This is a genomic window from Pseudomonas citronellolis, assembly GCF_900112375.1.
In the GTDB taxonomy this organism is placed as follows: Bacteria; Pseudomonadota; Gammaproteobacteria; order Pseudomonadales; family Pseudomonadaceae; genus Pseudomonas; species Pseudomonas citronellolis.
On record NZ_FOLS01000005.1, the window covers coordinates 114176 to 126344 of the forward strand.

A 12169-nucleotide genomic window follows, 5' to 3' on the forward strand; every position below is an offset into this window, starting at 1 on the left:
TGCATGAAGACCATCGACCTTTCCAGCGCCTCGGTGCGCGAACTCAACCAGGCCCTGCACGGCGAGGTGCAGGACCGCGAATGGCTGGTGACCCACCCCGACGGCAAGCACAACCTGGCCGTGGGCATCGACCAGGCGGTGTCCGTGGATATCCAGGGCCACGCCGGCTACTACTGCGCGGGCATGAACCAGAAGGCCAGCGTCACCGTGCACGGCAACGTCGGCGTGGGCGTGGCGGAGAACATGATGTCCGGCAGCGTGCGGGTGAAGGGCAGCGCCTCCCAGGCCGCCGGCGCCACCGCCCACGGCGGGCTGCTGGTGATCGAGGGCGACGCCGGGGCGCGCTGCGGCATCTCCATGAAGGGCGTGGACATCGTGGTCGGCGGCAGCATCGGCCACATGAGCTGCTTCATGGGCCAGGCCGGGCGCCTGGTGGTCTGCGGCGACGCCGGCGACGCCCTGGGCGACTCGCTCTACGAGGTGCGCATCTACGTCAAGGGCGAGGTCAAGTCCCTGGGCTCGGACTGCATCGAGAAGGAAATGCGCGCCGAGCACCTGGCGGAGCTGAAGGAGCTGCTCAACCGCGCCGGCTTCGACGAGGACCCGGCCGCCTTCAGGCGCTACGGCTCGGCCCGCCAGCTGTACAACTTCAAAGTCGACAACGCTTCGGCCTACTGATCGCGCCGCGAGGAGACCCCCCATGAGCGAGAAACACACCCCGGTGCTGCGCGAGTCCGCCACCTTCGACCGCCTGACCATCCAGGAAATCCAGCGCGCCGCCGAGACCGGCATCTACGACATCCGCGGCGGCGGCACCAAGCGCAAGCTGCCGCACTTCGACGACCTGCTGCTGCTCGGCGCCAGTGTCTCGCGCTACCCGCTGGAAGGCTACCGCGAGAAGTGCGGCACCGACGTAGTGCTGGGCACCCGCTTCGCCAAGAAGCCGATCCACCTGAAGATTCCGGTGACCATCGCCGGCATGAGCTTCGGCGCGCTCTCGGCCAACGCCAAGGAGGCCCTGGGCCGCGGCGCCAGCATCGCCGGCACCAGCACCACCACCGGCGACGGCGGCATGACCCCGGAGGAGCGCGGCCAGTCCCGGCACCTGGTGTACCAGTACCTGCCCTCGCGCTACGGCATGAACCCCGACGACCTGCGCAAGGCCGACGCCATCGAGATCGTCCTGGGGCAGGGCGCCAAGCCCGGCGGCGGCGGCATGCTGCTGGGCATGAAGGTCACCGAGCGGGTGGCCGGCATGCGTACCCTGCCGATCGGCGTCGACCAGCGCAGCGCCTGCCGCCACCCGGACTGGACCGGCCCGGACGACCTGGCGATCAAGATCGCCGAGCTGCGCGAGATCACCGACTGGGAGAAACCCATCTACGTGAAGATCGGCGCCAGCCGCCCGTACTACGACGTCAAGCTGGCGGTGAAGGCCGGCGCCGACGTGATCGTCCTCGACGGCATGCAGGGCGGCACCGCGGCCACCCAGGAAGTGTTCATCGAGCACGTCGGCATCCCCATCCTGCCGGCCATTCCCCAGGCGGTGCAGGCGCTGCAGGAAATGGGCATGCACCGCCAGGTGCAGCTGATCGTCTCCGGCGGCATCCGCAACGGCGCCGACGTGGCCAAGGCCATGGCCCTGGGCGCCGACGCGGTGGCCATCGGCACCGCCGCGCTGGTGGCCCTGGGCGACAACCACCCGCGCCTGGACGAGGAACTGAAGAAGATCGGCTCGGCCGCCGGCTACTACGACGACTGGCAGAACGGCCGCGACCCGGCCGGCATCACCACCCAGGACCCGGAGTTGGCCAAGCGCCTGGATCCGGTGGAAGCCGGCCGCCGCCTGGCCAACTACCTGCGGGTGCTGGTGCTGGAAGCGCAGACCATGGCCCGCGCCTGCGGCAAGTCGCACCTGCACAACCTCGACCCGGAAGACCTGGTGGCCCTGACCGTGGAAGCCGCGGCCATGGCCCGCGTGCCCCTGGCGGGCACCAGCTGGGTGCCGGGGCAGGTGCAGTACTGAGTCACGGCGGGTAGTCCCGAAGGCCGGCGAGCGATCGCCGGCCTTTTTGTTTTCGCCGGCAGGGCATCGCGGACGGAGTCCGCTCCTACGGTTACAGGGAAGCACGGGCGTAGGAGCGGACTCCGTCCGCGATTGGATTTACCGGCCACGCCGGACACCCCGGCGGCACGGCTTCTCGTAGGAGCGAGCTTGCTCGCGAACAGATTCCGCAGCGGGGTTCATTCGCGAGCAAGCTCGCTCCTACGAAGAGCCGCGCGGAGGCGCTTTCGTAGGATGGGTTGAGCTTGCGAAACCCATCCTACGAGAAGCTCTTCGCGGGCCTGCCATATTGCTTGGCAGGAAATTCAAATTCGCACCAAGAAAATGCGCAACCCGCCGGCCACAACCCTGGCCCGCTCACCACCCCTCCGGAACAAAGCCTTTCCATTCAATCACCTAGGAGAAATTACCGGCTTCCGGCGAGCCTTGGCAGGCCAATTGCTATGCCTCCAGGGAAATAAAGTTGCCCTACAGGAAGGCACTGGCTACGGCCCGGCCACCTGCCCAGGGCGCTCGAAACGCCGGCCCGTGCCCCGACCGCGGGCCGGCCCCGTCCCCGTCGGTTGGAGGCAACAGGCAATGATCCGGTTTTCACACGTGAGCCGCAGTATGTTGGGCCTTTCCCTGCTGTTCGGCAGCGTCGCCGCCCTGGCGGACGAGGCGCCGCCGGCGATCAACAGCGGCGACACCGCCTTCGTCGCGCTCTGCTCGCTGGTGGTGCTGCTGATGACCCTGCCGGGCCTGGCGCTGTTCTATGGCGGCATGGCGCGGACCAAGAACGTGCTGTCGATCCTCATGCAAGTGTTCTGCACCGCTTCGCTGATGTCGGTGCTGTTCGCCGTGTACGGCTACAGCCTGACCTTCACCGACGGCGGCGCGCTGCAGTCGGTGGTCGGCGGCCTGGACAAGCTGTTCATGGTCGGCATCACCAAGGACTCGGTGGTCGGCACCATCCCCGAGTACCTGTACTTCCTGTTCATGCTGCTGTTCGCCGCCATCACCCCGGCGATCATCGTCGGCGCCTTCGCCGAGCGCATGAAGTTCGCCGCGGTCATGGTGTTCATGGCGGTGTGGCTGACCATCAACTACATCCCCATGGCGCACATGGCCTGGGGCGGCGGCTGGGTGTTCGACCTGGGCGTGCAGGACTTCGCCGGCGGCAACGTGGTGCACCTCAACGTCGGCATCGCCGCGCTGGTGGGCGCCTGGCTGCTGGGCCGGCGCCGCGGCTTCGGCACCGCCACCCTGGCGCCGCACAACATGACCATGACCCTCACCGGCGGTTCGCTGCTGTGGGTGGGCTGGCTGGGCTTCTGCGGCGGCTGCGCGCTGGCCGCCAGCGGCTTCGCCATGCTGGTGATGGTCAACACCATGCTCGCCAGCTGCGCCGGCGCCCTGGCCTGGATGCTCGTCGAATGGCAGCACAAGGGTAGGCCGAGCCTGTTCGGCGCGGTGTCCGGCGCCATCGCCGGGCTGGTGGCGATCACCCCGGCGTGCGGCTACGTCGGCCCCATGGGCGCCATCCTGCTCGGCCTGATCGCAGGCCCGGTGTGTGTCTGGTCGGTGGACAAGCTCAAGCCGATGATCGGCCTGGACGACGCCTTCGACGTGTTCGGCGTGCACGGCGTGGCCGGCATCCTCGGCGGCCTGCTGACGCCGGTGTTCGCCCTCACCGCCATCGGCGGCCAGGGCTTCCCCGAAGGCCGCGGGCTGTTCGACCAGTTGCTGGTCAATGGCGGCGCCATTCTCTTCAGCATCTGCTTCTCCGGCGTCACCAGCCTGGTCGCCTTCAAGGTGGCCGCGGCGCTGTGCGGCGGGCTGCGCGTGGACGAGGAAGCCGAGGTGGACGGGCTGGACCTCTCCGCCCACGGCGAAGTCGGCTACAAGTACTCCAACTGAGGATGGCCGTCATGAAACTCATCACCGCGATCATCAAACCCTTCCGCCTGGACGACGTGCGCCTGGCGCTGACCGAGGCCGGCGTGCACGGCGTGACCGCCACCGAGGTCAAGGGCTACGGCCGGCAGAAGGGCCATTCGGAGGTGTACCGGGGCGCCGAGTACGTCGTGGAACTGCTGCCCAAGGTGAAGCTGGAGGTGGTGGTCGGCGACGCCCTGTGCCAGGCCGCCGTCGACGCCATCCTCAAGGCGGCGCGCACCGGCAAGATCGGCGACGGCAAGGTGTTCGTCCAGGACCTGGAGAGCATCGTGCGCATCCGCACCGGCGAGCTGGGCGAAGACGCCGTCTGAGCCCCTTGCAAGCACCCAGCGCCGACGCTTTTGCGTCGGCGTTGTTTTTGGCAAAGGAGAAACGACCGATGGCCTGGTTGAACGGCTGGGGCTACCTGGTCCTGGCGGGGCTCTGCGAAGTGCTGTACGCCTCGATCATCCCCCGCACCGAGGGCTTCACCCGGCTGGGGCCGAGCCTCTACTGCGGGGTGTTCCTGGCGCTGAGCATCTACCTGCTGAGCCTGGCGGTGCGGGAGTTGCCGCTGGGGCTGGCGTATGCGGTGTGGGTGGGCATTGGCACGCTGGGTACGGTGGCCTATGGCAGCCTGTTCCTCGGGGAGCCGTTGGGGGCGTTGAAGGCGTTGTGCCTGGTGATGATCGTGGGGGGGATCGTTGGGTTGAAGCTGGTGGGGGGAGGAGTGGTGGTGTAGGGGGGATCGTGGGCGTTATCCCGTTCGTGCCATTGCCATGTAGGAGCGCGCCCTGCGCGCGAAATCGCGGGCAGGGCGCGCTCCTACAAGAGCAAGGTGTGGGGGCGATCCGTAGGAGCGGATCTTATCCGCGAATCGCGCTGGAACCCCGGTTATCGCGGACAAGGTCCGCTCCTACGGTGGGATAGGGGAGGTGGTGTAGGGAGGATCGTGGGCGTTGTTCCATTCGCGCCATTGCCATGTAGGAGCGCGCCCTGCGCGCGAAATCGCGGGTAGGGCCCGCTCCTACAGGGGATGGCGGTGACGGAGGTGCTGGGGTTGAGAGCGCCCTCTCCCTAACCCTCTCCCTGAAGGGAGAGGGGACTGTCCTCTGCCGTCTGGAACATCAGAGCACTCCTGTCATTTCCGGCTGAAGCCATACTTGCAGCGCACGCCGAACGGCCCCCTCTCCCTTCAGGGAGAGGGCTGGGGAGAGGGGGCGGCGTTCATCTCAAGCACAGCTGCTGCCGGCGAGCACCGTTCGCGAGCAAGCTCGCTCCTACGAAAAGATTGCGCCTGCTGGCTCAGTGCTGCTGCAGCATCGCCTGGATCTGCTGCACCGACTCCTGGGTGCGCCTTGCCAGGTTGCGTACCTCGTCGGCGACCACGGCGAAGCCGCGGCCCTGTTCGCCGGCGCGGGCGGCTTCGATGGCGGCGTTCAGGGCCAGCAGGTTGGTCTGCTCGGCTATGCCGCGGATCACCCCGGCCACCTGGGCGATCTGCCCGTAGGTGGTCTGGATGTTCGCCTGCTCGCGTTCGTGCAGGGCGGCGGCGGCTTTTTCGTCGCTGATCTCGCGCACCGCGCCGGTCACGTACAGCAGGCGGCCGCGGTTGTCGCGCAGGCAGCGGCCGCGTTCGCGGAACCAGACTTCGCCGCGGCTCTTGTGGCGCATGCGGTATTCCACCGCGTAGGAGCCGTCGCCGTTGCTGTCGGCCATGGCGGCGTTGAAGGTCTGCATGACCGTCTTCAGGTCGTCCGGGTTGACCACGCCGAAGTAGCTGTCCCAGCCGTCGGGGAATTCCTCGCGCCGGTAGCCGACCAGCTCGCGGAACTGCTCGGACCAGCGGATCAGGTTGTGCGGGTGGTCGGGGTCGCCGTTGACCACGTTCATCGCCCAGCAGCCCTCGGTGAGGGTGCGCTGGGTCAGTTCCCAGACCTGGCGCTCCTCCTGCCATTGCCGGCGTTCGGTCTCCAGCTCGCCGAGCTGGCGCTGCTGTTGTTCCAGCTCGTCGCGCAGTTGCTGGTTCTGCTGCTCGGCCTGGGCCAGGCGCCGTGTCAGTTCGGCGTATTCCCCGGCGCTGCAGGGCGCTGGCGGCTGCCGTTCGGCGTGCTGGCGGAAGCTCAGCAGCTCCTGCCAGCCACGCTGCAGGCGTTCCAGGCTGGCGCGCAGGCGCGGCTCGCAGTGCCGCGGCGGCGCCGTGTCCGGTTCGCTGGAAAGCTGGTCGAGCCACTGGCCGAGCTCCTCGGCCAGGTTGCGGGATGCCTTGCTGAACCACATCGGCCGTTCCTCCTTGGTCTGCGAGCGACGCGTTGCCTACACACTGCAAAAGCCACTCCAGAAAGCGCCTCAGGCGCGCACGCGGCTCTTCTGCGGGTCGTAGGCCACGGTGCCGGCGGCCACCTGCGCGCGGATGCGCTTCTGCTGGCCGTCGAGCTTGCCGACCTCCACCGCCGTGCCCGGCTCGCAGTAGCCCACGTCCAGCCGGCACAGGGCGATGTTCCTGCCCAGCAGCGGCGAGCGGGTGGCGCTGGTGACGACGCCGACCTGGGCGCGGCCGACGTGCACGCAGTCGCCGTGCGCGGCCGGCTCGTTGCCTTCCAGTTCCAGCCCCACCAGGCGGCGTTGCGGGTTGGCGCTGCGCCTTAGCAGGGCATCCTTGCCGATGAAGTCGGCCTGCTTGCTCTTCAGCGGCACGCAGAAGCCGATGCCGGCCTCGAAGGGGTCGGTCTGGTCGTCGAACTCGTAGCCGGCGAACACCAGCCCGGCCTCGATGCGCAGCATGTCCAGCGCGTGCAGGCCCAGGGGCACCAGGCCCAGGGGTTCGCCCAGCTGCCACAGGCGTTGCCACACGGCCATGGCGTCGCTCGGGTGGCACCACAGCTCGTAGCCCAGCTCGCCGGTGTAGCCGGTGCGCGAGACCATCAGCGGCGCGCCGTTGTAGTCGTCGAGGCGGCCGCTGAGGAAGCGGAACCAGCCCAGGTCCTCCAGCTTCGGCTGGGTGCCCGGCGTCCAGACCATGCCCTTGAGCAGTTCGCGGGCCAGCGGGCCCTGCACGGCGACGTTGTGGATCTGCTCGGAGGCGCTCTTGATCCACACCTTCATGCCCAGCTTCTGCGCCTGCTCGCGCAGCCAGTCGCCGGCGTAGTCCTCGCCGCCGATCCAGCGGAAGGCGTCCGGCCCCAGGCGCAGCAGGGTGCCGTCGTCGAGCATGCCGCCGTGCTCGTAGCACATCGCCGAGTACACCACCTGGCCGACCGCCAGCTTGCGCACGTCGCGGGTCAGGCAGTAGTCCAGCAGGGCCTCGGCGTCCGGGCCCAGCACCTCGAACTTGCGCAGGGCGGAGAGGTCCATCACCGCCACTTTCTCGCGGCAGCCGTGGTATTCCTCGATGGCGCCGTAGCCGTCGAAATGCGTCGGCGTCCAGAAGCCGCGGTAGTCGACGAACTGCCGGGTGAGGGCGGCGGTGCCGGGGTGGAAGCCGCTTTCGTGGGTCAGTTGCGGGTCGGCGTCGGGTGTCTTGCGGTTGGCCATGGCGATACTGAAACGCTCCTTTTCGCTGTACACGCGGACGTGGATGTCGGTGGGCTGCCAGCCGTTGGCCGGGTCGATGTCGTCGGGGCAGGAACTGCTGGCGCAGACCAGGTCGGTGAGGGCGCGCAGCAGCACGTAGTCGCCGGGGCGCGACCAGGGTTCGTCGAGGGTCAGCTGCTGGTGCGTGTCGACCCCGGTGTTGAAGAAGAAGTTGATCGCCGGCCAGCCGGCGCGGCCGCGCACGCCATGGCTGGCGAGGGCGCGGCTGAGGTTGTCGCTGCAGTTGGCGTGGCCGAAGTAGCCCTGGGCCTCGTAGTAGCGCGCGGTGCAGGCCAGGGCGAAGGTGTCGTGGCGGCCTACGGTGTCGCGCACCACTTCCAGCATCGGCTGCAGGTCGCGGTCGTAGAAGCGGCTGTACAGGCCCGGGCCGGGGTAGGCGTTGCCGTTGAGGGTGCGGGTGACGGTGGGGTCGAGGTCGATCTCGCAGCCTGCCTCCAGGCCGCGGCGGTCGAAGGCGACGAAGTCCGAGCACTGGCGGCCGGCGACGTCGAGCACCTGGATGTACTGCCCGGCGGCGACCGTGTAGGCGTTGGCCGTGCCGGGGCGGATAGTGAATTCGTCCAGCACCTCGCCCAGCGGCGCCGGCAGCGGCGGGGCGAGCAGCTGGCGCGGGTTGGCGCGGTGCACCAGCAGGCGCAGCTCGCTGGCCCGCGCCTGGCTGTCTACCGGCGTGGGGCCGCCGGGCGCGGCGACTATCACCAGCAGCGCCGCGCCGGCGTCGAGGGTGCGGCTGAAGCCGGCCGGCGTGCCGCCTTCCCACAGCCGCGCGGCGCTCGGCAGGTGGCGGCAGTCGATGCCGCGCCGGGCCAGGCCGGCGCTGACGTGGGCGGCCTCGCGGCTGCCGTCGTGCAGCAGGTGGTGGATGAAGTCGGTGCCGGGGCTGGGCGCCAGGCCGAGGTCGGCCAGGGCCGGGCGGCCGTCGGCGGCGAAGGCCAGCAGTTCGGCGCCCTGGTCGCCTTCCAGGTCGACGACCTGCAGCCGGTCGCCGGCTTCCAGGGCCAGCACGGTCAGGCCGCCGGGGGCGACGCGGTGGCGCTCCAGCGCCGGGGCGCGGGCGAACAGGGCCGGCTCGAAGGGCCGGCTCGTCACGGGCAGGTTCATTCTCGTGCTCCACGCAAGGCGGGGCGGCGGGGCCGCCCCGGGAGAAGGCTCAGAGGGCTTTCCTGAGCCGGTCCACCGGCTGGTCGGCCAGGTAGGCCTCCAGCGAATCGTCCAGGGCCTGCAGCCAGGGCGTGTGGTGCGGCGTGGCGAGGGTGCCGGTGATCAGCGAGCGATGGCACTTGTCGCGGTAGCCCATGATGTTTTCGTACTTGTCCTGCTTCCATTGCAGGAAGGTGTTGTTCACCTCGGCGATGTCGAAGCTGGGGTAGTCGGTGGCCTCGATCAGCTGGCGGATGTACTCGCCCTGGAACTCGAACATCTGCCGGGCGTTCTCCAGGGTTTCCTCCTCCTGGCGCCAGGCCAGGTCCTCGGCGCGCATCAGCGCCGGGCTCGGCAGGGCGATGCGCCCGAGGATCACGTCGCGGGCGTACCAGGCCTGGGCGTCGAACATGTTGAAGCTGTACCACTGGTCCTGCATGCCGAGGTAGATCAGCCGCGTGTTCTGCTCCCAGAACACGCCCTTGTAGAGGTTCAGCGGCCACAGGCGGTTGTCGGTCTTCAGCCGCAGTTCCTCCGGCAGGAAGGGGAAGTGGTGCTTGTAGCCGGTGCACAGGATGATGGCGTCGACGCGCTTGCTGCTGCCGTCGGCGAAGAAGGCGGTGCTGCCCTTGACCTGGGTGAGCAGCGGTTTCTCTTCCCAGTTCTCCGGCCACTTGTAGCCCATGGGTGTGCTGCGGTAGCAACTGGTAATGCTGCGCGCGCCGTACTTGAAGCACTGCGAGCCGATGTCCTCGGCCGAGTAGCTGCCGCCGACGATGAGCACGTCCTTGCCCTGGAACTCCAGGGCGTCGCGGAAGTCGTGGGCGTGCAGCACGCGCCCGGCGAAGCTCTCGAAGCCGTCGAAGTAGGGCACGTTGGGCGTGGAGAAGTGGCCGCTGGCGACCACCACGTAGTCGAAGGTCTCGCTGTAGGTGCGGTCGTCGTCGTAGCTGTGGGCGGTGACCTCGAAGGTGCCGCTGGCCTCGTCCCAGGTGACATTGCGCACCGTGGTGTTGAAGCGGATGTAGGGGCGCACGCCGGCCTTGACCACGCGGCCCTTGATGTAGTCCCAGAGCACCTCGCGCGGCGGGTAGGAGCCCATGGGCCGGCCGAAGTGCTCGTCGAAGCTGTAGTCGGCGAACTCCAGGCATTCCTTCGGCCCGTTGGACCAGAGGTAGCGGTACATGCTGCCGTGCACCGGCTCGCCATGCTCGTCCAGGCCGGTGCGCCAGGTGTAGTTCCACATGCCGCCCCAGTCGGCCTGCTTCTCGAAGCAGACCAGTTCGGGGATGTCGGCGCCCTTGTCGCGAGCCGACTGGAAGGCCCGCAGCTGGGCCAGGCCGCTGGGGCCGGCGCCGATGATGGCGACTCTTTGCTTCATGTCCGGTGCTCCACGTTCGTAGTTGTCAGGAGAAGATCACGGTCTTGTCGCGGTTGATGAACACGCGGTGTTGCAGGTGGTACTTGAGCGCCCGCGACAGGGCCACGGTCTCGGTGTCGCGGCCGATGGCGACCAGCGCCTCGGGGCTGTAGGCGTGGTCCACGCGCTGCACTTCCTGCTCGATGATCGGGCCCTCGTCGAGGTCGCTGGTGACGTAGTGCGCGGTGGCGCCGATCAGCTTCACGCCACGCTCGTAGGCCTGGTGGTAGGGCTTGGCGCCCTTGAAGCCGGGGAGGAAGGAGTGGTGGATGTTGATGGCCTTGCCGGAGAGCTGTTTGCACAGGTCGTCCGAGAGGATCTGCATGTAGCGGGCGAGGACCACCAGTTCGGTGCCGGTCTCGGCGACTATCTTCAGCAGCTCGGCTTCCTGCTGGGCCTTGGTGTCCCTGGTGACCGGCAGGTAGATGAAGCGGATGCCTTCGCGCTCGGCCATGGGGCGCAGGTCGAGGTGGTTGGAGACGATGGCGGTGATCTGCATCTCCAGCTCACCCTTGGCGTGGCGGTACAGCAGGTCGGCCAGGCAATGGTCGAACTTGCTGACCATCAGCAGCACGCGCATCGGCCGCTGGCCGTCGAACAGCTGCCAGTGCATGTCGAAGGGCACGGCGACGTCCTCGAAGCCGTCGCGCAGGGCCTGGATGTCGCCCTTGGCGTCGGCGTCGAAGCGGAACACGGCGCGCATGAAGAAGCGCCCGGTGATCTCGTCGTCGAACTGCGACAGCTCGCTGATGTAGCACTGCCGCCCGGCCAGGTAGGTGCTGACGGCGGCGACTATCCCGGAGCGCGCCGGGCAGTCGATGGTGAGGATGTAGTGGGTGTCCATGTTCGGTCTCGCAGCGGGGTGGAAGGCCGCCCGGCGCGCCGGGCGGGCAGGGCTCAGCCCTTGGCGGTGCGCTTCTTCTTCTCGGGGTCGTCGAAGGGCAGGGTGTGGGCGATGGCGCTGGTCTGCAGGCTGCCGCGCACCTGCAGCGGCACGCCCTGTTCGGCGCAGTCGGTGCTCAGCCGGGCGATGGCCATGGAACGGCCGGTCAGCCGCGAGTACATGGCGCAGGTGATCAGCCCCACTTCCTGCCCGGCATGCCACAGGGTGTCGCCGGCCTGGGCGGCCTGCTCGCCGTCGAGCAGCACGCCGAAGATGCGGAAGCGCTCCTGGCCCTTGAGCCGGTAGTGCTCGCCGGCGCCGCGGAAGTCCTGCTTGCCGGGCGACACGGTGAAGTCCAGGCCCAGCTCCCAGAGGCTGTCGCCGGCCTTCTCGTCGGCGAAGGGGTACATCTGCGAGTTGTCGTAGGGGTAGAACAGCAGGTAACTCTCCACCCGCAGCCAGTCCAGGGCGGTGAAGGCGCAGGGGATGATGCCCAGGTCCTCGCCCTGTTCCAGGATGCCGTCCCAGATGGCCGGGGCGTCGGCGGCCTTGCAGAAGATCTCGTAGCCGCGCTCGCCGGTGTAGCCGGTGCGCGAGATCATCACCGGATGCCCGAACAGCTTGCCCTGCAGGTGGTGGAAGTAGGGCAGCTCGCGGATGCCCGGCACGTGCCTGGCGAGGAAGTCCACCGCCAGCGGGCCCTGCAGCGACAGGTCGTGCAGGTCGTCGTCGAACAGCACCGCCACCTGCCGGCCCTGGGCCGAGCGGATGAGCATCTCGTGGCCGACGCCGGCGCCGTGCACCACCATGAAGGCGTTGGGACCGGTGCGGTAGACGATGCAGTCGTCGGCGAACTTGCCGTCCTCGTCGAGCATGCAGGCGTACACCGACTTGCCCGGGTAGAGCTTGGAGATGTCGCGGGTGGTGGCCCAGTCCAGCAGGCTCTCGGCGTGGGGGCCGACGTAGTGCACCTTCTTCAGCCCGGACACGTCCATCAGCCCTGCGCGGGTGCGGATCGCCTCGTGGTGGTCGGCGAGGTCGCTGGCGTAGGTCCAGGCGGTGCCCATGCCGTTCCAGTCCTCGAGTTTGGAGCCAAGCGCCAGGTGGCGTTCACGCAGGGCGCTGATGCGCCAGGAATTGGCCATGGGGT

The 12169-nt window shown here is 68.6% G+C and carries 9 protein-coding genes and 1 pseudogene; 5 read left to right on the forward strand and 5 right to left on the reverse strand.

Features of this window, described 5'->3' with window-relative positions:
* Positions 1-3: 3 nt before the first annotated feature.
* The 5 genes from BM060_RS06730 to BM060_RS06750 all read left to right on the forward strand — a co-directional run bounded on the left by BM060_RS06730 (position 4) and on the right by BM060_RS06750 (position 4724).
* Positions 4-678, forward strand: coding sequence for a GltB/FmdC/FwdC-like GXGXG domain-containing protein (locus BM060_RS06730; protein WP_074978498.1), 675 nt, complete (start codon positions 4-6; stop codon positions 676-678).
* A 22-nt stretch (positions 679-700) separates the two neighbouring features.
* Positions 701-2026: an FMN-binding glutamate synthase family protein gene (locus BM060_RS06735; protein ID WP_074978500.1), complete on the forward strand. Its 1326-nt coding sequence runs from the start codon at positions 701-703 to the stop codon at positions 2024-2026.
* A gap of 618 nt (positions 2027-2644) precedes the next feature.
* Positions 2645-3964, forward strand: coding sequence for an ammonium transporter (locus tag BM060_RS06740; RefSeq protein WP_043313395.1), 1320 nt, complete (start codon positions 2645-2647; stop codon positions 3962-3964).
* 11 nt (positions 3965-3975) lie between these two features.
* On the forward strand, positions 3976-4314 hold the full coding sequence (locus tag BM060_RS06745) for a P-II family nitrogen regulator (RefSeq protein ID WP_009622545.1): 339 nt from the start codon (positions 3976-3978) through the stop codon (positions 4312-4314).
* A gap of 68 nt (positions 4315-4382) precedes the next feature.
* Complete coding sequence (locus tag BM060_RS06750; RefSeq protein ID WP_074978502.1) at positions 4383-4724, forward strand: DMT family transporter; 342 nt, start codon at positions 4383-4385, stop codon at positions 4722-4724.
* 569 nt (positions 4725-5293) lie between these two features.
* On the opposite strand, the pseudogene BM060_RS33580 reads toward BM060_RS06750, so the two are convergent.
* From BM060_RS33580 to BM060_RS06775, 5 genes and pseudogenes are all read right to left on the reverse strand, one after another.
* A pseudogene (locus BM060_RS33580) lies at positions 5294-6262 on the reverse strand (methyl-accepting chemotaxis protein); the annotation flags it as partial.
* Positions 6263-6331: 69 nt separating this feature from the next.
* Positions 6332-8677, reverse strand: coding sequence for a trimethylamine N-oxide demethylase (locus BM060_RS06760; RefSeq protein WP_074978506.1), 2346 nt, complete (start codon positions 8675-8677; stop codon positions 6332-6334).
* A gap of 49 nt (positions 8678-8726) precedes the next feature.
* Positions 8727-10097: a trimethylamine monooxygenase gene (locus BM060_RS06765; RefSeq protein ID WP_074978508.1), complete on the reverse strand. Its 1371-nt coding sequence runs from the start codon at positions 10095-10097 to the stop codon at positions 8727-8729.
* 25 nt (positions 10098-10122) lie between these two features.
* Entirely contained in the window at positions 10123-10980 is an 858-nt protein-coding gene (gene purU / locus BM060_RS06770; RefSeq protein WP_043313401.1) for a formyltetrahydrofolate deformylase, read from the reverse strand.
* 53 nt (positions 10981-11033) lie between these two features.
* Positions 11034-12164 (reverse strand): aminomethyl transferase family protein, encoded by a 1131-nt coding sequence (locus BM060_RS06775; RefSeq protein WP_074978510.1) that lies wholly within the window; start codon positions 12162-12164, stop codon positions 11034-11036.
* Between the last annotated feature and the right edge of the window lie 5 nt (positions 12165-12169).